Genomic DNA, 21,349 nt, shown 5'->3' on the forward strand with positions numbered 1-21,349 from the left:
AGCGAACCCGGGGGCTGGGTGGAGACGGACGCTACCGCACCACCGTGACCTGCTGCGTCTGCACGTCGCCGCCCACCGACACCCGCACGATGTACACGCCCGACGGGAACGACCCCGCCTCCAGCGTCACCTCGTGACGGCCGGCCTCGAAGGCCCCGTCGGCCAACACGGCCACCTCGCGGCCCAGCGCGTCGTACACCGACGCCCGGACCGGGCCGGCCTCGGCCGCACCGAACCCGACCGAGAGACGGCCGCGCACCGGGTTCGGAGACGCCACCAGCGTCACGTCCACCGGACCCGCCGCGAGCGGGGCCTCGTTGCGGACGGCCGCGAGCGCGTCGAGCAGCGACTGGCCCCGGTCCGTCGACGTCCGCGCCGCGCCGTTGCCGCCGCGGGCCGACCCGAAGACCTGGTCCTCGTTGAAGTAGACGACCGACGCCACGACACGGTCCAGAACGTCCTGGACCGACGCGCCGACCTCCGTGGTGCCCTCGACGAGGACGATCGCGCCCGGTCCGTCTGGGATCACCGACGCCGGCAGCTCCTGGTCGCCCTCCTGCGTCGCGAGCACGAACTCGCCCCCAGCGGCCACACCGCCCGCCGCCGAGGTCGCGTAGGTCACGCGCTCGGTGAACGGATTGAAGGCAGCGAACGAGCACCCCGTGAGGTTCACGAACGCGCCGTCGGAGTCGTTGCCGACCGCCGCGAACTCGCCGAACGTCGCGTCGTCGCCGTCCGCGTCGAAGTCGGCGAAGAACACGGGCGCCTCCGGCGAGCACGCCACGGGCTCACCGGCGAGCGCGGCGAGCGCCTCGTCAGCGCGGATAAAGCCGAACCCGCTCTGGTCGTCGAAGCCCGGGGCGGACCCGAAGTTGAACGTGCCGGGGCCGCGGAGGATGTCCACGGCCGTCTCCTCGAGTGCGCTGTAGATGGCCGTCGCGGGAGCCGCCCCGCCCGTGGCCTCGAGCATGAGCGCGGCGACGGCCGAGGCGTTCGGGGCCGCAGCGCTCGTCCCGAAAAAGTTCGGGAACGTGTCGTCGTCGCTCACGATGTCGCCGCCGAAGAACGTGTTGTTGTCGCCGTCCGAGGCGACCGCGTCCGGCTTCATCCGGTCGATGGGTGAGCTGAGACGGTTGCCGTCCTCGTCGAGCCGGATGTCGAGGCCGCCGAACGACGTGAACGCCTCGACGGCCGCCCCGCCCACGAGCTCCGGGTTCTCGCGGATGACCTCGCTGAACGCCGGCGTGTTGAACCACGGAGCGGCGCCGGTCGCGAAGGTGCCCTCGGCGTTCGAGTGCCCGAACGCGGTCGAGGCGCCGGCGTACTCGGCGTTCTGGATAACGGAGCGGGTGCCGCCGAAGTTGACGTACTTCAGGCGACGCTCGGCGCCGTCGACCAGCTCGATCGCGACGTAGACCGTCTGCTCGGCCCCCGTCGCGTTCGTGTAGTCGACGAACTCGTAGGGCGCCCCGAACGTCGGGTTGTCGTTGTCCGAGACGGCGAGGATCCCCGCGTCGGCCGACGGCCCGTCGAGGATGTAGACGTCGTAGTTGCTCGTCGGCGCCTGGCCCTCCGCTCCGCCGTAGAGCGACGGGTACTCGCTGACCTCAACGCCGGCGAGCACCGACGGCTCGTCGTACTGGAACGCGAACCGGATGCGCTGGCCCGGCAGGAGCACGACGTTCTGGAAGGCGTCGACGCCCGAGCTCGGGTCGAAGTCGTGGAACGAGCCGCCGCCGGGGCCGGTGATGCCGGTGCCGCGGTAGTCGCTCTCGTACGAGGCGTTCGAGGAGTTCCCAGCCGACGAGAAGTACGCCCCGCCCTGCGAAACGATGTAGTCGATGGCCTGCGAGATCGCGCCGTCCTGGAACATGGGGTCCGTCGAGATCCCGATGTCGTCGACCACCACCTGGCACCCCGCCTGGAACAGGTCGACGACGCCGCCGGCGAAGTTGGCGAAGCCCTTGAACGCGGTGTGGAACGCGAAGTCCACGCCCGGGGCCACGTCGTAGGCCAGCTCCATCATAGCCCGGCCCTCGTCAGAGCCTTCCCGGCCGGTGTCGAGCTCGTCGAGGACGCGGATGCCGTCGGGGAGGTCGCCGGAGGCGACGCCCGCGGCCGCACCATTCCGGAAGTTGTACGAGTCGGACATCACGCCGATGCAGACGCCGCGGCCCGCCACACCGAACTGGTCCCGCGCGATGTCTGCCCGGAGGGCCTCGTTCGCCTGACCCGTCACGGCGCCGACGAACGAGCGGCCCGCCACGACCGGCGACACGTACGTGTCCTCGCCGTCCGGCCCGTGCACGAGGTAGTGGGGAGCCATCGCCGAGCGGAGCGACGGGATCTCAGCCATGGCCTCGATCGACCGGACCGGGAGCAGCCCCGAGACGACAAAGTCCGTTCGGCTCGTCTGCTCGAGCCCGAGCTCGTCCAGCTTGGCCGCCAGCTCGCTGGCTCCGCCCGTGCCTTTGGCGAGCACGTCGACCTGGACGTAGGCGTCGCCGCCGCGGGCCGCCGCCCCGCCCCGGACAAGGTTGCGGAGCGTCGCGTCGAGCCGCGAGAGCGGACCGTCTCCCGCGAGCCGCGCGGTGCGGTCCGTCTGGGACGGGGAGGCCGGCGCAGGCGCCGCCGCCTCTCGGTGGGCGTCCGCCGAGGGTTCAGCTTGGACGTCCGAGATCTGAGCGGAGGCCGGAAGGGCAAGGAGGGCGGCGGCGACGACGAGGCCGTGCCGAACTCCGTTGTAAGGGAAGCGCATAAAGGGAGAGTGGTGGATGCCGGAGCGGAACGCGGAGCGGGCTCCGCGCTCCCCAAACCTAGGTCCGCTCCGTCACAAAAACGTGACGTTCTCTCCACACGCGCCGAACAATCTCCGCCGGCCCGCCTCTGGCTCAGTCCTGCGCTTCCCCGCCCCGCCCCGCCGCCCCGCCCGACGCCATCCCGCCCGACGCCATCCCGCTCGCTGCCGCCCCGCTCGCTGCCGCCCCGCCCGTGGCTGCGGGATCCTCTCCCGGGAGCGACACGACGAACGTGGTCCCCTCGCCCTCGGCCGTCTCCACGTCGAGCGTTCCCCCGTGGCCGTGGACGACGATCTCGTACGTCAGCGAGAGGCCCAGGCCGGTGCCCTCGCCGGTCGGCTTCGTCGTAAAAAAGGGCTCGAAGATCCGGTCGAGCACGTCGTCCGGGATGCCCCGCCCGTTGTCCGAGACGCGGACCTCCGCCCCGCCCCGGGGCAGCGGGCGCGTGGCGACGGAGAGCCGGGGGGCGTAGTCGGGCTCGCCGTCGGCGGCCCGCTCGCGCGTGGCCTGGAGCGCGTTGTCGAGCAGGTTGAGGAACACCCGCCCCATCTCCTCAGGGACCATCTCGACGTCGCCGACGGCCGGGTCCAGGCTCTTCTCGATCTCGACGTTGAACCCGGTGTGCTCGGCCCGCATCCCGTGGTAGGCGAGCCCCACGTACTCTTCGAGCAGGCCGTTGAGCGGGGCGGGGCGGTGGGGGCCGGGCGTGGCCCGGCTGTGGGCGAGCATGGACCGGATGATGCCGTCGGCTCGGCGCCCGTGCTCGCGGATCTTGGCCGCGTTCGCGCGGAGGTCGTCCAGCAGGTCGCCCGAGGCGCCGAGCGCCTCGGCGACGGAGCGCCCGTCGTCCTCGCGGAGCTCGTCCTCGAAGTCGTCCAGGAGCTCGGCCGAGAGCTGGGCAAAGTTGTTGACGAAGTTGAGCGGGTTTTTCAGCTCGTGGGCCACGCCCGCCGTGAGCTGGCCGAGCGAGGCCATCTTCTCCTGCTGCACGAGCTGCGTCTGGGCGCGCGAGAGCCGGCCGAGCGACGACTCGAGCTCGGCCTGCTGCGCCTCGAGCTCGGCCCCGCGCGTTTCGAGCAGCTGGCTCCGCCGCTCGAGCCGGTCGCGGAGCCGGGCCAGCCGCTCGGTCACGCGGTACTGTCCGTAGCGGCCGGCGTAGAGCGCCCCGTTCATGACCGTGCACAGGAAGGTCACGAGGACGAGGTAGGCGATGCGCCGGACGTTCTCGCTCACGTCGAGTGACACCTCCATCCCCGGCACGGCCGTCGCCCCCGTGTGGACGATGGTGATGAGGAGGCCCAGGGCCAGCGTCTGGACGGGCTGAAAGGGGACGGTCCCGACCGTCAGCAGGAGGAGCAGCGAGAGCCAGGCGGCCAGAAACTCGATGTCGGCCCGAGCCACGTCGTCGGCCGTGAGGAAGCCGGCGGCCACGAGCACGTAGGCCGCCACGAGCCACCGCCCGACGGTGAGCCGCGGGCGGAACCGGGCGACGGCGAGGAACACGGCCGCGGCGGCGAACACGAACAGCTTGTCGGTCAGCACGCGCCCGATCTGGAGCGTGGCCTCGACGGTCGCCTCGACCATGTCGCCCCCGGCGATGAGCGTCGTGACGCCGACGGCGACGGCCGCGCCCACGAGCGCGGCGACCCCGAACAGGCCGGCCACGCGGAGCCCGCGGCCGGTCGCCGCGTCGAGGACGGCCCGGAACCCGGCGTCGCGCTCGGTCCGGGTGGGGGCGGCGTAGCGCTCCCAGTAGACGCGGAGGCGGCGGCTAGGGGACATGCGGCGGGCGGGGTGGCGGGCGGGGGCGGGGCGGCTCGTACTCGGGGCGCTCCCGTTTGTCCCCCGGGCAGCGGGCAGCGGGCAGCGGGCAGCGGGCAGCGGGCAGCGGGCAGCGGGCAGCGGGCAGCGGGCAGCGGGCAGCGGGCAGAAGATGCGCCACCCCGCCCGCGCGGAGGGCGGGGCGGGGCGGCCGGAACTTTTCGCGACGCGCGGCGCCCCCTCTTCCCCTCTTCCCCTCTTCCCCTCTTCCCCTCTTCCCCTCTTCCCCTCTTCCCCTCTTCCCCTCTTCCCCTCTTCCCCTCTTCCCCTCTTCCCCTCTTCCCCTCTTCCCCTCTTCCCCCCCGTGCCCCGCTCGCTCCCCCACCCCGCCCTCCCCGTCGACGCCGTGCTGCCGGAGCTTGTGGCCGCGCTGGGGGCGGGGCGGGCGGCCGTGCTCCAGGCGCCGCCCGGCGCGGGCAAGACCACGCGCGTCCCGCTCGCGCTCCTCGACGCCGACTGGCTGGACGGCCGCGACGTCGTGATGCTGGAACCGCGGCGGATCGCGGCGCGGGCGGCGGCGCGGCGGCTCGCGCAGCAGGTGGGAGAGCGGCCCGGCGGCCGGTTCGGGTTCCGCGTGCGCGGCGAGTCGAAGGTCGGGCGCGGGACGCGGGTCGAGGTCGTCACCGAGGGCATCCTGACGCGGCGGCTGCTCGCGGACCCCGCCCTCGTGGACGGCGCCCGCCCCGTCGGCGTGGTCGTGTTCGACGAGTACCACGAGCGCTCGCTCCAGGCCGACCTCGGCCTCGCGCTGTGCCTCCAGGCGCAGGCGCTGCTCCGCCCCGACCTCCGCGTCGTGGTTATGAGCGCGACGCTCGACGGCGCGCGCGTGGCGCGGCTGCTCGGGCCGGACGCGGCGGTCGTCGCCAGCGAGGGGCGCACGTTCCCCGTCACCACGCACTACCTGGGGAGCCCGAACGCGGCGGCCGGGCGCGGGCGGGGCGGGCGCGTCGAGGACGCCGTGGCCGACGCCGTGCGCCGGGCGCTGGCCGAGGAGCCCGGGAGCGTGCTCGCGTTCCTCCCGGGCGCGGGCGAGATCCGCCGCGCGGCGCGGGCGCTGGAGGGGACGCTGCCGCCGGGCGTCCGCCTGGCGCCGCTCTACGGCGACCTCTCGGCGCGCGACCAGGACGCGGCCGTGGCGCCCGCCCCGCCCGGGACGCGCAAGGTGGTGCTGGCCACGTCGATCGCCGAGACCAGCCTGACGATCGAGGGCGTCCGCGTGGTCGTCGACGGCGGGCTCGCGCGGCGGCCGCGGTTCGACGCGGGCAGCGGGATGAGCCGGCTCGAAACGGTCCGCGTGAGCCGCGCCGAGGCCGACCAGCGGCGCGGGCGGGCGGGGCGGACCGAGCCCGGCGTGTGCTACCGGCTGTGGAGCGAGACCGAGCAGGCCGCGCTCCGCGACTTCGCCCCGCCCGAGATCCTCCAGGCCGACCTCGCCCCGCTCGCGCTCGACCTGGCGGCGTGGGGCGCAACGCCGGACGAGTTGGCCTGGCTCGACGCCCCGCCCGAGGCCACCTACGAGGCGGCCCGTGAGCTGCTCCGCGAGCTCGACGCCCTCGATGCCGCCGGTGCCCTCACCGACCACGGCCGGACGCTGGCGGAGCTCCCCATGCACCCGCGCCTCGCCCACCTCGCCGTCCGCGCCCGCGGGGCGGGGCGGGCCGCGCTCGCCGCCGACCTCGTGGGGCTCCTGGGCGAGCGCGACCCGTTCCGCTACGAGACGCGCGTGCCCGACGTCGACGCCCGCCTCCGCGTCGAGGCGCTGCGCGGGAGCGAGACGCTCTCGTTCCGGGGCGCGCGGCTCGATCGCGGCGCGCTCGCGCGGGCACGGAAGGAGGCCGGCCGGTGGCGGCAGGCGTGGAGCGCCGGCCGGGGCGGGGCGGCCGGCGACCTCGACGCCGTGGGCCGCCTCCTCGCCCTCGCCTACCCCGACCGCGTGGCGCAGCGCGTGGCCGACTCGGCGGAGGGCGCGCGCTACCGGCTCCGCGAGGGCCGCGCAGCGCGGCTCGACCCGGACCAGCCCCTCGCCGACCAGCCGTTCCTGGCCGTCGGCGACCTCGACGACCGCCACGGCGGCGCCCGCGTGTTCCTGGCCGCCCCGCTCTCGGCCGACGACGTCGAGGAGCTGTTCGCCGATCAAATCGTGACCGAGGACCGCGTCGAGTGGGACGCTGACGCCGGCCTCGTGCGCGCGCGGCGCGTGACGCGGCTGGGCGCGGTCGTCCTGCGAAGCGCGCCGCTCGCCGCCCCGCCCCCGCACCTCGTGACGGCCGCGCTCGTCGACGGCGTGCGCCAGGGCGGGGTGGAGGCGCTGCCGTGGTCGAAGGAGACGCGCCGGCTCCGCGAGCGGCTGGCGTTTCTGCACCACCACCTGGGCGACGTCTGGCCCGACGTGTCCGACGACGCGCTCCTGGACGGCCTCGACGCGTGGCTCGGGCCGTACCTCGCGGGCATGAAGCGGCTCTCGGACCTGGGCCGGCTCGACCTCGGGCAGACCTTGCTCGCGCAGGTGCCGTACGCCGAGCGCGCCGCGCTCGACCGGCTCGCGCCCAGCCATGTGACGGTCCCCAGCGGGTCGGTCCGCCCCCTCGACTATTCGGATCCCGAGGCGCCTGTCTTGGCCGTCCGGCTCCAGGAGGTGTTCGGGCTGGAGGCGACGCCGCGCGTGCTCGGCGGCCGCCTGCCTGTGCTGATGCACCTGCTGAGCCCGGCCGGCCGCCCCGCCCAGGTCACGACGGACTTGGCGTCGTTCTGGCGCGACGCTTACTTCGACGTGCGCAAGGACCTCCGCGGGCGCTACCCGAAGCACCACTGGCCCGAGAACCCGCTGGAAGCCACGCCGACGGCCCGCGCGAAGCGGCGGCGCTGAGCCGGTGGGTCGGTGGATCAGCGGGTCGGTGGATCGGAGCGCTGGGTCCACCCCGCCCCGGGCACCGGCCGCCGGGGCGGGGCGGCGCAGGCGAGCGGGAGGCCGCCGCACGAGGCGGCTACGACGGCCTCGGGCGGGGCGGGGCGGTAGACGTCGCGGCGGCCGGCGACGAGACCGACGAGCGTGCCGTAGACGGCGCCGCTCACAGCGAAGGCGGCTCCGGCCTGGACGGGCGTGAACGAGACCCATCCCCCGCCGTCTGTGGCCCCGTAGACGGCGCCGAGGAGACCGCCGACTCCGGCGCCGATGGCCGCCCCTTTCAGGAGCCGCCCCCCCGCCCCGCTCCGTTCGACCGACACGGACGACAGGGCGGCCGTCGGCGCGGCGCCCGCCTCCCCTGTCAGGCGGTCGACCCAGATCGTCGTGTCGGGGCCGACGCGGAGGGCGCGGACCTCGCGCGGCCTCTCGCCACCGAGGCGGACGGTGGCGACGCGTCCCGCAGCGCGGGCGTTGACCTCGGCCCGCCCCTCGGACGACGTGAGCGGGGCGGGCCGCGTCGAGGCGCATCCCGCGAGAAGTGCCAGCGCGGCGGCAAGCGAGAGGGTCCGGGTCATGGGCGGGGTGATAGAACGCGCGCAGCGTACCGCCGGCCCGCCCCGCCCGCGTGGTGCAGACGGACTACGCCACCCCGCCCCAACCGTGGCGCCCCCTGTAGCAACGCCGCTGCCCCGCCCGTTGCAGACCGCCCCGACCCGACCGTGGACGGGGCGGTCAGACCGGCTGGAGCAGGAGGAACGCCATGTAGCCGACGTACCCCGCCAGCAGCACGCCCGACTCGGCGCGGACGAGCCGGCGCCCGCTGAGCATCATCGGGACGAGTGCGACCGTGAACGCGGCCATTACCGCGAGGTCGACCGGGCGGAGGCCCGGGGCGACGAGCGGCTCCACGAGCGCGCCCACGCCGAGGATGCCGAGCAGGTTGAACAGGTTCGACCCGACCACACTCCCCGCCGCGATCTCGCCCTCGCCGCGCGCCGCGGCCACGACCGTCGTCGCCAGCTCCGGCAGGCTCGTCCCCACGGCCACGACCGTCAGCCCGATGACCGCGTTCGAGACGCCGGCCGCCTCGGCGAGCCGGACCGCCCCGCCCACGAACAGGTCGGCGCCCCAGACCAACCCGCCCAAGCCGGCCACGACGAACAGCGCGTCGCGCCACGCCGGCCCGGCCGGCGCCGCGACCGGAAGCTCGACAGCCGCCTGCTCTCGCCGCGCCGTGCGGACGCTCCACACGAGGTAGGCCACGAGCCCGACGAGGAGCATGGTCCCCTCGCCCCGCCCCAGCGCGCGGTCCCACAGCAGCGCGACCGCGAGCGCCGTGGCCGCCACGAGGGCGGGGAGGTCGCGCCGGAGCAGCGCCGGGTCCGACGCGATGGGGCGGACCAGGACGGCGACGGCCAGGATGAGCCCGATGTTCGCCACGTTCGACCCGACCACGTTCCCGACGGCGATCCCGCCGGCCCCGGCGAGCGCCGCCTGCACGCTCACGACCAGCTCGGGCGCGCTCGTCCCGAACGCGACGACGGTCAGCCCGACGACGAGCGGCGTGAGCCCGAGCCGGAGCGCGAGCGCGGCGGCGCCGCGGACGAGGGCGCTCGCGGCGGCGACGAGCAGCGCGAGGCCACCTACGAGGGCGAGGACGTCGGGCAGCACGGGCGGGGCGGGAGAAGACCGGAGGGCGGGGCGGCCGCCCTCAACGCCCACCCCGCCCGGCGGTGTCAGGCCGCGCCCGGGCGCGCCAATCTTCACGCGCCCGCCCCGCCCGGGCGCCTACTCGCGGTCTAGTCCGAGCGCCTCGAACAGCGCCCGGCCAGCGGCGTCGTTGCCCATGGCCCCGCGGAACCGCCCCGCCCCCGGCCCCCAGGCGTAGACGTTCACGTCGACGGCCGTGTGGCCGCTGGTCGTCCACGCGACGCCGGCCGGCTCGGACTCGATCGTGGTGACGAGCGCGGCGAGCGCCGCGGTGTCCTCGGCACGGACGGCCCCGCGCGCGGCGTCGGCGGCGCCCTCGGGGAGCGGGGCGCCGGTGCCCTCTTCCAAAACGGCGGCGGCGTCTTCGCCGTCGGCCACGCGCTCGCGCATCCGCTCGAAGCTGGCGGTCGCGGCCAGGAGCGGGGCGGGGTCCCAGACGTAGACGCCGTCGCGGCCCAGCGTGAGCCCGCCCGTCTCGTGGTCGGCCGTCGAGACCACGAGCGTGTTCCCGTCGCGGGCGGCCCACGCGAGCACGGCGGCGACGGCGTCGTCGTAGGCGAGGATGTCGCCCAGGTGCGCGGCCGGGTCGTTGCCGTGGGCAGCGTGGTCGATCCGGCTGCCCTCGACGAGGAGGAAGAACCCGCGCTCCTCGCCGTCGGGCGACGCCGCGAGCAGGTCGAGCGCCTTCACGGCCATGTCCGCCAGCGCCGGCTGGTCGGTCTCGTCGCGGTCGATCTCGTAGGCCAGGTGCGAGTCGGCGAGGAGGGCCGCGGCCGGGAGCCGATCGATGGCGTCGTAGCCCGAGCGGTCGGTCGCGAGCGTGCCCCCCGCCCCGCCCCAGGCGCCGGCCGGCGCCGCGGCGCCCTCGGGCGGGGCGGTAAAGAACCGGCGGCCGCCGCCGAACAGGAGGTCGACGCCCGACGCCGCCATCTGGCGGGCGATCTCGGGCTCCTCGCTCCGGCGCGCGACGTGGGCGGCGAACGAGGCCGGCGTGGCGTGCGTGATCCGGCTGGTCGCGACGAGGCCCGTGGCCATGCCGCGGTCCTCGGCGGCTTCGAGGAGCGTCCGGCACGGGGCGCCGTCGGCGTCGACGGCGATCGCGCCGTTGTACGTCTTGATCCCGCACGAGTAGGCCGTCGCGCCGGCCGCCGAGTCGGTCACGCGGCTGTCCGTCGCCGACGTCTCGGCGGTCCCCACGAGGACGCTGTCGAGCGCGAGCGGGGCGCCCTTCGCCGCGCGCCCCAGCGTGGCCGAGGCCGGGCCGAACCCGTCGGCGATCATGAGCACCACGTTTCGGGGCTGCCCGGCCGGGGTGGGGCGGCTCGCGTCGAGCGCGACCGGCCGGGCCGAAGGCGCGTCCGGGAGGTCCTGCGCCGTGGCGGGCGGGGCGGCGAGGAGGGCGAGCGCTGCGGCGAGGGGCAGCAGGGAGCGGGCGGGGCGGGGAGCGGTCGGCATAGGGCGGGGGCGGGGTCCGGGGGCAGCGTACGAACGCCGCCCCGCCCCCGTCTCGCGCGTCGGCGGCGGCGGCCGTCTTCGCCCGGAATCCGAGGCCCGCGGGGGCGCCGCCCCGCCCTCCCCGCCCCCATATTGACGGCGCGGGCGAACGCCGGGCGCCCCGCCCGCGTCCCACGCCTTTCCCCTCACAGATCCCCCTCCCCATGAAGCTCACTGTTGTAGGCGCCGGAAACGTCGGCGCGACCGTCGCCGAGTGCGTCGCCCGAATGGACATCGTCCAGAACATCGCCCTCGTCGACATCAACGAGGGCGTGGCGCAGGGCAAGGCCCTCGACCTCATGGAGGCCGCCCCCATCCACGGGTTCGACACCGTCATCGAGGGCGGGGCGGACTACGCGATCACGAAGGGCTCCGACGTCACCGTCATCACGGCCGGCCTCCCGCGCAAGCCGGGCATGAGCCGCGACGACCTGCTCGCCAAGAACGCCGAGATCGTCTCGTCCGTCACGCGGAGCGTCGTCGACCAGAGCCCGGACACGACGATCATCGTCGTCTCCAACCCGCTCGACGTCATGACGTACGTGGCGTACATGGAGTCCGGCTTCCCGTCGCAGCGCGTGATGGGCATGGCCGGCATCCTCGACACGGCGCGCTACCGGGCGTTCCTGAAGATGGAGCTCGGCGTGTCGGTCCGCGACATCAACGCCATGCTCCTCGGCGGCCACGGCGACTCGATGACGCCGCTCCCGCGGTTCACGACCGTGGGCTCGCAGCCCGTGACCGACCTCATCGACGAGGCGCGGCTGGACGAGATCATCACGCGCACCAAGAAGGGCGGCGGCGAGATCGTCGGGCTCATGGGCACGAGCGCGTGGTACGCGCCGGGCGCCGGCGCGGCCGAGATGGTCGAGGCCATCGTCAAGGACTCGAAGCGCGTCCTCCCGTGCGCGGCCTGGGTGACGGGCCAGTACGGGCTCGAAGACATGTTCATCGGCGTGCCGGTCAAGCTCGGGCGGGGCGGCGTCGAGGAGATCGTCGAGCTCGACCTGAACGACAAGGAGACCGCCGACATGAAGGCCTCGGGCGAGCACGTCCGCGAGGTGATCGGGGCGTACGAGAACCTGAAGGCGCAGGCGTAGCTCCAGACCACCCCGCCCGCGCACGCGGGCGGGGTTCGCTCCGGGCGGGGCGGCTCCACGGCGGGCCGCCCCGCCCTCGCTTTGTACGGGCGGGGCGGCGGCCTTTGGCCGTACACGTGAGGGGGACAGTCCGCGCGCCCGTTGAGAGACGGCGGAGCCGGCGCGATGGGCGCACGGACGGGGGGAGCTCCCGGGGCGGGGCGCGTCGCCCACCCCGCCCAAGGGTCGCGGGCGGGGCGGGGCGGCGGTACCATGCGCGCCGGCTCTCCCCCAACTGATGGCAGATCGCTCGGCTCCTCCGGCCGCAGGCCGCTTCGGCACGTTCGCAGGCGTCTTTACGCCCAACGTCCTCACGATCCTCGGCATCATCCTCTTCCTGCGGACGGGGTGGGTCGTCGGGCAGGCCGGGCTCATCGGCGCGCTCGCCATCATCGTGCTGGCGAACGCGATCTCGTTCCTCACCGGCCTCTCGCTCTCGTCGATCGCGACGAGCATGAACGTCAAGGCCGGGGGCAACTACTTCCTCATCTCGCGCTCGCTCGGGCTCGAGATCGGCGGGGCCATCGGGATCCCGCTCTACCTGTCGCAGGCGATCTCGGTCGCGTTCTACATCATCGGGTTCGTCGAGGCGATGGCGGCCGTCCCGTTCATGGGCGGGCTGGACCCGCAGCTGCTGGCGACGGGCGTGGCCCTGCTGTTCGTCGTCGTGGCCTACGTCGGGGCCGACTTCGCGCTGAAGATCCAGTTCGGGATCCTGGCCATCCTCGTCGCCGCCATCGTCTCGTTCTTCGCCGGCGGCTGGGGCGACATCTCGGCGCCGGCGACGGCCGGCGCCTACACGGACGGCGTGACGTTCTGGGTCGTGTTCGCCGTGTTCTTCCCGGCGGTCACGGGCATCGAGGTCGGCATCTCGCTCTCGGGCGACCTCAAGGAGCCGTCGAAGAGCATCCCGCGCGGGACCATCCTGTCCATCGGCGTCACGTTCGTGGTCTATGTGCTGGCGGCCATCTGGTTCGCGACGCACTTTACGGCGACCGAGCTGGTCGAGAACACGGGCGCGATGGCCGACATCTCGGCGGTCCCCATCCTCATCCTGGCCGGCGTGGCAGCGTCGACGCTGTCGAGCGCGCTGGGCAGCGTGCTCGCGGCGCCGCGGACGCTCCAGGCCGTCGCCGGCGACCGCGTGGTCCCGCGGTGGATGGCCTCGCAGATGGGGAGCCCGACCGAGCCCCGCGCGGCCGTCCTCATCACTGGCCTCGTGGCGGTCGGCGTGATCTGGGCGGGCGACCTCGACGTGGTCGCCCCGGTCATCACGATGTTCTTCCTGAACACGTACGGGATGGTCAACCTCGTGGCCGCCATCGAGAAGGCGGTCGGCAACCCGAGCTTCCGGCCCACGTTCGCGGTCCGCGCCTTCGTGCCGGCGCTAGGCGCGCTCGGGTGCTACGGGGCCATGTTCCTCATCAACGCCCCGGCGACCGTCGCGGCGATCGTGGTCACGTACGGGATCTACTTCGCGCTCCGCCGCCGGGAGACGGTGGACACCTGGGGCGACGTGCGGAGCGGGGTGTGGACGTCCTTGGCCCGGTTCGCGCTGCTCAAGCTGGAGCGCCGCGACGCCGGCGGCGCCCGCAACTGGCGCCCCAACCTCATGGTGTTCACCGGGCAGCCCCACAACCGCGAGCACCTCGTCGCGCTGGCCGACTGGCTGAGCCTGGGCCGCGGCGTGGTCACGTTCAGCCAGCTCATCACGGGCGGGGTGGAGGACCGCGGCCGCCCCGCCCTCCGCGAGAAGGCCCAGGACCGGATCCGCGACTACATCCGCGAGCACCGGATGGCCGCGTTCGCCGAGGCCCAGATCGTCTCCGACTTTCGGGCCGGCGCCGTGGCGGTCGCGCAGGCCCACGGGATCGGCCGGCTCGAGTCGAACACGGTCGTCCTGGGGTGGAGCCGGACGGCCGACGGGCGGGCGCTCCAGATGCGGCTGCTCCGCGACTTTGCCGACCTCGCCAAGTCGACCCTGTTCCTCCACGTCGACGCCGAGCGGGGGTTCGGGCAGCGCCGCGAGGTCCACGTGTGGTGGGGCGGGCGGGGTGGGAACGGCGACCTCATGCTGCTCCTGGCCCACCTCGCCGTCCGCCACCGCGACTGGGACGGGGCCGCGCTCCGCGTGCTCCGCATGGTCGGGCGGCCCGAGGCCGCCGACGGCGTCCGCGCCGACACCGAGGCGCTCCTCGAAGCGGTCCGCGTCGAGGCCGAGGTCGAGGTCGTCGTGCGCACGGACCCCGACCGTCCGTTTACCGACGTGCTCGCCGAGCACAGCCGGAGCGCCGACCTCACCGTGCTCGGGATGCCGCGGCCGGACGACGACGGCTACGGCGAGGGCCTGAACGCGCTCGTCGCGGCGGCCGGGACCACGCTGCTCGTCCACAACGGGCACCCCGAGGAGGCGGCGCTCGAGAGCGAGTAGGGCGGCGGGCCAGTGAGTCAGTAGTCGGCGGGCAGCGGCTCCCCAACCGCCCCGCCCTCGCCGGCGCGCGGCGCCCGTTCCGCCCAAGCGGGGTGGGCGCCCGTAGCTTCCGCCCCGCCCGAACGGCCCGTCCGCCCTCACGAACCCGCCCCGCCCCGCTCATGAGAATCGGCGTCGACCTGGGCGGGACCAAGATCGAGGCGCTCGCGCTGGGCGCGGGCGGGGCGGAGCGCGTGCGCCGCCGCGTGCCCACGCCGCGCGACTACGACGGGACCGTCGAGGCCGTCGGCGCGCTCGTCGAGGCCGTCGAGCACGAGGCGGGCGGGGCGGGCACGGTCGGCGTCGGCATCCCAGGCGTGGTCGACCGCGACGGGCTCGTCAAGAACGCGAACTCGGTGTGGCTCAACGGGCGCCCGTTCGACCGCGACCTGGGCGCGCGGCTCGGCCGCGAGGTCCGCGTGATGAACGACGCCAACTGCTTCGCGCTGTCCGAGGCGACGGACGGCGCGGCGGCTGGCGCCGAGGTCGTCTTCGGCGTCATCCTGGGGACCGGGGTCGGGGGCGGGGTGGTGGTCAGCGGCCGCCCGCTCGTCGGGCCGAACCGGATCGCGGGCGAGTGGGGCCACACGCCGCTCCCGTGGCCGCGCGACGCCGAGCGGCCGGGGCCGGCATGCTACTGCGGCCTGCGCGGGTGCGTCGAGAAGTGGCTCTCGGGGCCGGGCCTGGCGGCCGACCACGAGCGCGCGACGGGCCGGGCCGCCACCCCGCCCGAGGTCGTGGCGGCGGCCGAGGGCGGCGACGCCGACGCGCAGGCCACGCTCGACCGCTACGCCGAGCGCCTGGGCCGCGGGCTCGCCGTGGTGGTGAACGTGCTCGACCCGGACGTGATCGTCCTCGGCGGCGGGATGTCGAACCTGCCGGACCTCGCCGCGCGCGTGCCGGAGCGGCTCGCGCCGTGGGTGTTCTCGGACACGGTCCGCACGCGCGTGGTCCGCAACGCACACGGCGACTCGAGCGGCGTCCGCGGCGCGGCGTGGCTGTGGCCGGAGGGAGGGTAGGAGCGGAGAGAGCAAGGTGCCCGCCCCGCTCGCGCCACCGGGCGGGGCGGGAGCCGCACAGAACTTTTCGGCGCCCCGCCCGCTGCTCTACCTGCTCTACCTCCCTCAGTATCCTCCCCCCGCACCACCGCCCCGCCCTGTGGGACCGCCCCCGCTGTACCGCGCGCTCCGCGCCGTCGTCCGCGCGCTCGTCGCTGTGTTTTTCCGGCGCGTCTGGGTCGAGGGGCTGGCCGACGTGCCGCCGGGGCGGGGCGGGCTCCTCGTCGCGTGGCACCCGAACGGGATCGTCGACCCGGCGCTCATGGTGGCCACGTTCCCCGGGCAGGTCGTGTTCGGCGCGCGCCACGGGCTCCTGCGGTGGCCGGTCCTCGGGGCGCTCATGCGCGGGCTGGGGACGGTCCCGATCTACCGCGCCCAGGACGGCGGCGACCCCGAGGCCCGGCGCGCGGCGAACGCGAAGAGCCTGGCCGCCCTCGCCGACCGCGTGGCCGCCGGCTCGTTCGCCGCTCTGTTCCCCGAGGGCGTGAGCCACGACGACCCGCACCTGGCCGAGGTCAAGACGGGCGCGGCGCGGCTCTTTTTCGAGGCCCAGGCGCAGGTCGCCCGCGACGGGGCCGCTGCTCCGCCCGTGATCGTCCCCGTGGGGCTCCACTACGACCGGAAGGACGCGTGGCGGTCAGACGCCGCCGTCGCCTTCCACCGGCCGCTCGACGTGCGCGGCCTGAACTCATTCGACGACCCGGTGCGCGCGCTGACGGACCGGATCGAGGGCGCGCTCGTCGACGCCGTCCGCCCCACCGAGGACTGGGCGACGCACCGGCTCATGCACCGGGCGTACGCGCTGCTCCGGGCCGAGGACGACCTCCGCGACGGGGTCCGGGCGCGGCGGGCCTCGTTCCGCGAGCGGTCGCGCGGCTTCGGCATGGTGTGGGAGGGCTACCACGCCCGCCGCGCGTCGCACCCGGCCGAGGTCGAGGCCCTGCGCCGCGACACGGCCACCTACGATCGGCTCCTCCGCGCGGCCGGCCTCGACGACGCTGACCTCGACCGGGCGCCGCGTGTGGCGTCGCCGCTCCTGGCCGTCCTGTTCGTGGTCCAGGCCGTGCTCGTGGTCCTCTTCCTCCCGCCGATCCTACTCCTCGGGTTCGTCGTCAACGGGCCGCCGTTCCTGCTCCTGAACGCGCTCGCGCGGCGGCTGGCGGCGGCGCAGAAGGACACGGCGACGATCAAGCTCCTGGGCGGGGTGGTGCTGTACCCGCTCGCGTGGGTCGTCGCGGGCGTCCTGGCCGGCGTCGGCGCGGCGCGGCTGCACGCGCTGTTCCCGGCCCTCCCGGACGCCCCGCTCCTGGCCGGCCTCGCTGTGTTCGTGCTGAGCGCCGTCGGCGGGGCGCTCGCGCTCCGGTGGGGCGAGCTGGTCCAGGAGACGCGGCGGGCCGTCCGCGTGCGCCGGGTCCGCGCGCGCCGGCGCGACGTGGTGGCGCGGCTCCAGAACCAGCGGATGGACCTCGCCGAACGCTTCCGGGGCCTCGCGGACGGGCTGGACCTGGCGTAGCGGGCAGCGATGGTCTCTCACCCCGCCCGCAACGCGCGAGGTCGGGGCGGGGCGGGCGCTGTCTGCGCCGTTCGGAACCGCCCCGCTCGCAGGACGCGGGGTGAGCACCGGTGCCGGGCGGGGCGGCGTCCTTTGCCGCTCCCTCTCGTCCGCCACCGGGCGGGGCGGAACAAATCCGGCCTCCCGAACCCCGAACCCCTCTTCCGTGCCCTCCGACCTCGCCCTCCGCCGGACGCTCACGCTCCGCGCCTCCGACGGCGCCGGCCTCCGCAAGCTGGTCCTCGTCAAGAAGCGCGGGGAGTCGATCGAGCACGTGCTGATGAAGGCCGTTCTGTGGGCGCTCTACCTGCCCGAGTACCCCGAGATGCGGGTCGAGGTGCCCATCGGCGACACGTACAAGCCCGACCTCGTGCAGCTCGCCCCGCCCCCGGGCGGACTGGCCTACGGCGACCCCGAGCCGGTCTTCTGGGGCGAGGCCGGCAAGGTGTCGGCGGCCAAGTGGCGGTCGCTCCTCAAGCGGTTCCCCGACACGCACTTCGCGCTCGCGCGGTGGGACGAGCGGCTGGCCCCGCACGAGGCGACGATCCGCAAGGCGCTAGACGGCCGGCCGCGGCGGGCGCCCCTCGACCTCGTCCGCGTGCCGGCCGACGCCGAGGCCCGGTTCGTCGACGGCGGCACGGTCCGCGTCACGGCCGCCGACGTCGAGCGCGTCCGCCTGTAGCCGCCCCGCCCGCTGAGTTCTGTAACTCGGGGGCGCGGCGGGCACGTAGGGGACGAGCCTCCACCCCGCCCCACCGTGGCCGACCGCTCCGCCGTCTCCGACGTCCTCGCCTACAACCTCAAGCTGTGGGCGGCTGGGCTCGCCGGCGTCCTGTTCGCCCCGCTCTCCGTCATCGCCCTCGTCCTCGACGTGCTGTCGGGGCGGGCGCGGGACCCGGACGGCCTCGCGCGCCGCGTGCTCCAGGCGAGCGCCCGGTTCGAGGTCGTCCTCGACGTCCACGGCTCGCTCACCGACATCCGCGGCTCGCTCACCGACATCCGCGTGGCTGAGCCCGCCCCGCCCGCCGAAGAGGACGGCGGAGACGAGCGGGCGGGGCGGCGGAGTCTCCCGCCCCGCCCCCGCGAGCGGTCCAGGGAACGGGCCTAGAAGGGCCTCCGGGAGCCGTACCCCGCACCGAGTACCGAGTACCCCGTACCGACCCGGAGTCTAGCGGCCCGAGGGCGTCGGCCGGGCGCTCCCGTCGAGGCCGTCGGCGTAGCCGGTCATCTCCAGGAAGCCGGTCCCCGAGACCGTCCCCGACACGTCCATCGTGCCCTCCCAGTAGCGGACGGTCGCGTCGAGCTCCTGGTCGTCGAGCGGGGCGGCGACCGTGAGGTCGAGGCCGGCGCTCGGCACGCGGGCGCGCCAGCGGACCGGGTAGGCGCCGCCGCGCGGGCTCTCCCAGGTCTCGAGCGGCTCGAGCGAGAAGTCGGCCGCGCTCAGGCGGCGCTTCGTCCCGTCGGCGCCCACGAGCGAGCCGTCGCCGAGCGGGGCGCGCGAGGGGTCGTCCCAGCGGATTTGGTAGAGCATGAGGTCGCGGCCGTCGTCCAGGTGGAGGGCGAACCAGTCCCATCCGACCTGCCCCTCGCTGAGCGCCGACGTGGACCACTCGCGGTCGAGCCACGTGAGGCCCTCGACGGGGACGGCCTCGCCGTCGGGGAGCGTCACCGTCCCGGTCGTCGCCATCCGCGTCTGGGCGTAGTAGTAGCTCGCGTTTTCCGGCCCCGCCCCCTTCTGGCTCAGCCCGCGGTCGCCCTGGAACACGATGGGCTTGACCGGCCGGGCGGTCAAGTCGAACGAGGCGCCCTCGGCCGCTCCGCGCACGCGGAGCGGGACCGCCCCGCCCGCCCCGAGCGGCCCGGCCTGGTCCAGGCGGACCGCCCCGACGAACGCGGCGACCGGGTCGGCCGTGGCGCCGGAGAGCCCGGCGGCCCCGCGCGCGACCTGGTCGAACGAGTAGAACTGCCCGCCGGCCACGTCCCCGATCCCGACGTGGGCCATGTAGAGCTGGTCCGTCGCCCACGCCGACGACCGCTCGGCGGCGGCGGCCGTGTCGGGGCGGAGCGCCGAGCGGAAAACGGTAAACTGGACTCCGAACTGCCGGTCGGTCCCGTCCGCCGCGTCGAGCGTGCCGGTCACGTACCACCACTCGGCCTTGAACGCCGGGTGCGGCCCGTGGTCGGCGGGGAACGAGAACGCGCGGACGCGGTCGGCGCGGGCGTAGCCGGTCGTGTCGCCGGACATGGCCTCGGCGACCGACACCGACGCGCGGACGCCGTCGGCGGCGTCGTCGCAGCCGAGCGCGAAGAGGAGCAGGCCGGCGGCCAGGAGCGGGGCGGGGCGGGGCACGGTCATGCGGCCCCAACGCGGGCGGGGCGGCCCGGGTCTCCCACCCCGCCCGCTTCGCGGAGTCTGGGCGGGGCGGCCGCGGCCGGTGCACCCCGCGCGGCCAGAATCCGAAGGGCAGGTGCGCGCGGCCGCGCGTACCCTGCCATCCCACCCCGCCCCGCCGTGCCCACGACCGACTTCGAAAACGACGACCTCGACGGCCTCTCCTCCGAAGAGCTCGAGGCGCAGGCGTTCGGCCCCGACCCGAGCCGGGCGGGCGGCCGCCGCTGGGACCTCCGCCGGTCGCGCCGGTCGGCGCCCCCCGCCCGGCGCGACCGGGCCGCCACCCCGCCCGCGGCCGTCGCCGTCAAGAGGTTCTGCTACGCGTGCGGGGAGGCCGCCGACGCGGACGCCCGCGACTGCCCCGCGTGCGGCGCCCGGCAGCCGCGCGTGCCGCGGCGGCGCGGCCGGCGCAGGACCGACGGGCGGACTCCAGCAAGCCGACGGCGACGCTCCTAGCCCTCCTGCTGGGCGGCGTCGGCGCGCACCGCTTCTACCTGGACCAGTGGCGGACGGGCCTCGTCATGCTCTTCTGGTGGACGGAGGCCGACTGCGAAGGCGTCGGGGGAGGCGCTGGAGGAGGCCTCCCGTTTTCCTGTAAAGGAAAACACATCCCAAAATGCAATGAGCTGTTTTGCTGTATATCGAAACAGCCTCCAAGGGAATGCACCAGACTTATTCCTAACCCCCGACCTGCACCCAACCGTCCGGACCCCGCTGAAACTCGTAGGCGCCCCCTTCGGCGCCTCCGGCTCCGACTGCTCCCACCATAAGCCGATCTCCTTCAAGCGCTACGCTCTCTCCGAACGCAGAGCCACCTCCAAGTCCCGACGGCCATAGTTCGGCTTCCATCTCCCACTCTCCCGACGGACGGCGGACCCACACGAACACCGAACCTCGATCCTCTGCTCGGGCCACGTCCCCGACGGCAACCCGATCTCCACTCGCAGCGATGGAATACCCGTAGATGCTGCGAGAGGTAAGGCCAACTGGGAGAAGCTCGGCCTCGACTGTCCACCCTCCCCCACTGTTGCGAAACACGAACGCGGAGCCGCCTCCAATGCCGCCTCCAACATCGCGGCCAGATACTCCGGCCGCGAGAACCGGGCCGTCGAGCGCGACGACATTGCCCATTTCGTCGTTCTCGCGAAGTGCGGGAGGGGAGAGAACGTCTGAGAGCGCCCACGCCTCCCCCGTCCACTGGTAGACCCGAATGGCTCCAACGCCCCGGACGCCCCCGACGTCCTGACCGGGCGACCCGACTGCGAGTCGGTCGCCATTTAGCGCGAGGCCCGACCCAAAGAACGAGCCTCCTCCAAGTCCTGTGGGCCGTTCGTACTCCGTTTCCTCAACCCGAGACACCTCAGCCCAACTCTCTCCCAACCGCTCGTAGAGGATGACGGCTGCTGGCTCGACGAGATCCTCCGAGACGAGTGTCGTAGCTGCTCCCGCAGCGACTGCCACACGACCCTTCGAGACTGCGACGGCCCTCCCGAACAGGCGACCGAGAGATGGGTCAGAGGCCCGAAGGTCAGCTGTGCGTACCCAGTCACCGCCCCTGTGCTCAAACACGTACGCCCGGCCGGGGATAGATCGGGCGGCGGCACCAAGAACTGGTGCACCGACGATGGCGACTGACCCCTCCACATCACCAGCCCAGCCAAAGACGATACCCTCGCCGGAACGCTCATCATCTGGCACTCCACTAGGGGGAAGGAGTTGGGCCTCGGACGCCCACCGATCACCGTCGCGACGAAGCACGAAGGCTTCGTCAGAGCTAGAGGCCGTGATCATGGACACGTTCCCATCGAGAGCAATGGCCGCCCCGAAGCTCTGCCCTCCTGCGTAGATCCGTCCGCCGCCGCTGTACACGTCCATCCCATCACACCCTCCTAGGAGGACGAATAGCGCCATCGGCAGCCACACGCCGCTTAACGTCGAGACAGGAGAGGGGGAAGACATTAGACGAGTGGGGGCCGCAAGCCCCACGTTGGATAGGAAATATCGTCTCAC

Annotated in this window: 16 protein-coding genes; 9 read left to right on the top strand and 7 right to left on the bottom strand. The window is 74.5% G+C overall.

Annotation, left to right across the window (positions count from 1 at the left end; translation table 11 throughout):
- Positions 1 to 31: 31 nt before the first annotated feature.
- The gene (locus tag RQM47_RS01545) at positions 32 to 2,758 is read right to left on the bottom strand and encodes a T9SS type A sorting domain-containing protein (protein ID WP_314007120.1); all 2,727 of its coding nucleotides are present in this window, start codon (positions 2,756 to 2,758) and stop codon (positions 32 to 34) included.
- Between the two features lie 133 nt (positions 2,759 to 2,891).
- The gene (locus RQM47_RS01550; RefSeq protein ID WP_311663491.1) at positions 2,892 to 4,580 is read right to left on the bottom strand and encodes a sensor histidine kinase; all 1,689 of its coding nucleotides are present in this window, start codon (positions 4,578 to 4,580) and stop codon (positions 2,892 to 2,894) included.
- 343 nt (positions 4,581 to 4,923) lie between these two features.
- Here RQM47_RS01550 and hrpB point away from each other — a divergent pair, with 343 nt between their 5' ends.
- Positions 4,924 to 7,485, top strand: a complete 2,562-nt coding sequence (gene hrpB / locus RQM47_RS01555) for an ATP-dependent helicase HrpB (protein WP_311665720.1) — start codon at positions 4,924 to 4,926, stop codon at positions 7,483 to 7,485.
- A 17-nt stretch (positions 7,486 to 7,502) separates the two neighbouring features.
- On the opposite strand, the gene RQM47_RS01560 is transcribed toward hrpB, so the two are convergent.
- The 3 genes from RQM47_RS01560 to RQM47_RS01570 all read right to left on the bottom strand — a co-directional run bounded on the left by RQM47_RS01560 (position 7,503) and on the right by RQM47_RS01570 (position 10,689).
- Positions 7,503 to 8,099 carry a hypothetical protein gene (locus tag RQM47_RS01560; protein WP_311665718.1) on the bottom strand — a complete coding sequence of 199 codons (597 nt, stop codon included), beginning with the start codon at positions 8,097 to 8,099 and terminating at the stop codon, positions 7,503 to 7,505.
- Between the two features lie 157 nt (positions 8,100 to 8,256).
- Positions 8,257 to 9,195 carry a calcium/sodium antiporter gene (locus RQM47_RS01565; protein WP_311665716.1) on the bottom strand — a complete coding sequence of 313 codons (939 nt, stop codon included), beginning with the start codon at positions 9,193 to 9,195 and terminating at the stop codon, positions 8,257 to 8,259.
- 117 nt (positions 9,196 to 9,312) lie between these two features.
- Positions 9,313 to 10,689, bottom strand: coding sequence for an alkaline phosphatase (locus tag RQM47_RS01570; RefSeq protein WP_311665714.1), 1,377 nt, complete (start codon positions 10,687 to 10,689; stop codon positions 9,313 to 9,315).
- 203 nt (positions 10,690 to 10,892) lie between these two features.
- On the opposite strand from RQM47_RS01570, the gene mdh reads away from it, so the two are divergent.
- The 6 genes from mdh to RQM47_RS01600 all read left to right on the top strand — a co-directional run bounded on the left by mdh (position 10,893) and on the right by RQM47_RS01600 (position 18,055).
- Positions 10,893 to 11,828 (top strand): malate dehydrogenase, encoded by a 936-nt coding sequence (gene mdh, locus RQM47_RS01575; protein WP_311665712.1) that lies wholly within the window; start codon positions 10,893 to 10,895, stop codon positions 11,826 to 11,828.
- A 277-nt stretch (positions 11,829 to 12,105) separates the two neighbouring features.
- Positions 12,106 to 14,298, top strand: coding sequence for a hypothetical protein (locus RQM47_RS01580; protein ID WP_311665710.1), 2,193 nt, complete (start codon positions 12,106 to 12,108; stop codon positions 14,296 to 14,298).
- 161 nt (positions 14,299 to 14,459) lie between these two features.
- The gene (locus RQM47_RS01585; RefSeq protein WP_311665708.1) at positions 14,460 to 15,356 is read left to right on the top strand and encodes an ROK family protein; all 897 of its coding nucleotides are present in this window, start codon (positions 14,460 to 14,462) and stop codon (positions 15,354 to 15,356) included.
- A 139-nt stretch (positions 15,357 to 15,495) separates the two neighbouring features.
- Positions 15,496 to 16,908, top strand: coding sequence for a 1-acyl-sn-glycerol-3-phosphate acyltransferase (locus RQM47_RS01590; protein WP_311665706.1), 1,413 nt, complete (start codon positions 15,496 to 15,498; stop codon positions 16,906 to 16,908).
- A gap of 205 nt (positions 16,909 to 17,113) precedes the next feature.
- Positions 17,114 to 17,629 carry a hypothetical protein gene (locus RQM47_RS01595; protein ID WP_311665704.1) on the top strand — a complete coding sequence of 172 codons (516 nt, stop codon included), beginning with the start codon at positions 17,114 to 17,116 and terminating at the stop codon, positions 17,627 to 17,629.
- Positions 17,630 to 17,704: 75 nt separating this feature from the next.
- Complete coding sequence (locus RQM47_RS01600; protein WP_311665702.1) at positions 17,705 to 18,055, top strand: hypothetical protein; 351 nt, start codon at positions 17,705 to 17,707, stop codon at positions 18,053 to 18,055.
- A gap of 60 nt (positions 18,056 to 18,115) precedes the next feature.
- Here RQM47_RS01600 and RQM47_RS01605 read toward each other — a convergent pair whose 3' ends face one another.
- On the bottom strand, positions 18,116 to 19,303 hold the full coding sequence (locus tag RQM47_RS01605) for a lipocalin-like domain-containing protein (protein WP_311665700.1): 1,188 nt from the start codon (positions 19,301 to 19,303) through the stop codon (positions 18,116 to 18,118).
- 156 nt (positions 19,304 to 19,459) lie between these two features.
- On the opposite strand from RQM47_RS01605, the gene RQM47_RS01610 reads away from it, so the two are divergent.
- Positions 19,460 to 19,795, top strand: coding sequence for a hypothetical protein (locus RQM47_RS01610; protein ID WP_311665697.1), 336 nt, complete (start codon positions 19,460 to 19,462; stop codon positions 19,793 to 19,795).
- Positions 19,705 to 20,109, top strand: coding sequence for a TM2 domain-containing protein (locus RQM47_RS17390; protein WP_349256335.1), 405 nt, complete (start codon positions 19,705 to 19,707; stop codon positions 20,107 to 20,109). Before RQM47_RS01610 ends, RQM47_RS17390 begins: the two co-directional genes overlap by 91 nt.
- Here the strand turns inward: RQM47_RS17390 and RQM47_RS01615 are convergent.
- Positions 20,018 to 21,349, bottom strand: a complete 1,332-nt coding sequence (locus RQM47_RS01615; protein ID WP_314007123.1) for a hypothetical protein — start codon at positions 21,347 to 21,349, stop codon at positions 20,018 to 20,020. The genes RQM47_RS17390 and RQM47_RS01615 overlap by 92 nt on opposite strands.

The sequence above is a fragment of the Rubrivirga sp. S365 genome, assembly GCF_032248475.1.
Lineage (GTDB): Bacteria > Bacteroidota > Rhodothermia > Rhodothermales > Rubricoccaceae > Rubrivirga > Rubrivirga litoralis.

Bases quoted from the DNA above. Each gene is read 5' to 3' on its own strand.
- RQM47_RS01570 (WP_311665714.1), bottom strand. From the start codon at position 10,689: ATGCCGACCGCTCCCCGCCCCGCCCGCTCCCTGCTGCCCCTCGCCGCA.
- RQM47_RS01605 (WP_311665700.1), bottom strand. From the start codon at position 19,303: ATGACCGTGCCCCGCCCCGCCCCGCTCCTGGCCGCCGGCCTGCTCCTC.
- RQM47_RS01560 (WP_311665718.1), bottom strand. From the start codon at position 8,099: ATGACCCGGACCCTCTCGCTTGCCGCCGCGCTGGCACTTCTCGCGGGA.
- mdh (WP_311665712.1), top strand. From the start codon at position 10,893: ATGAAGCTCACTGTTGTAGGCGCCGGAAACGTCGGCGCGACCGTCGCC.
- RQM47_RS01550 (WP_311663491.1), bottom strand. From the start codon at position 4,580: ATGTCCCCTAGCCGCCGCCTCCGCGTCTACTGGGAGCGCTACGCCGCC.
- RQM47_RS01585 (WP_311665708.1), top strand. From the start codon at position 14,460: ATGAGAATCGGCGTCGACCTGGGCGGGACCAAGATCGAGGCGCTCGCG.
- RQM47_RS01545 (WP_314007120.1), bottom strand. From the start codon at position 2,758: ATGCGCTTCCCTTACAACGGAGTTCGGCACGGCCTCGTCGTCGCCGCC.
- RQM47_RS01580 (WP_311665710.1), top strand. From the start codon at position 12,106: ATGGCAGATCGCTCGGCTCCTCCGGCCGCAGGCCGCTTCGGCACGTTC.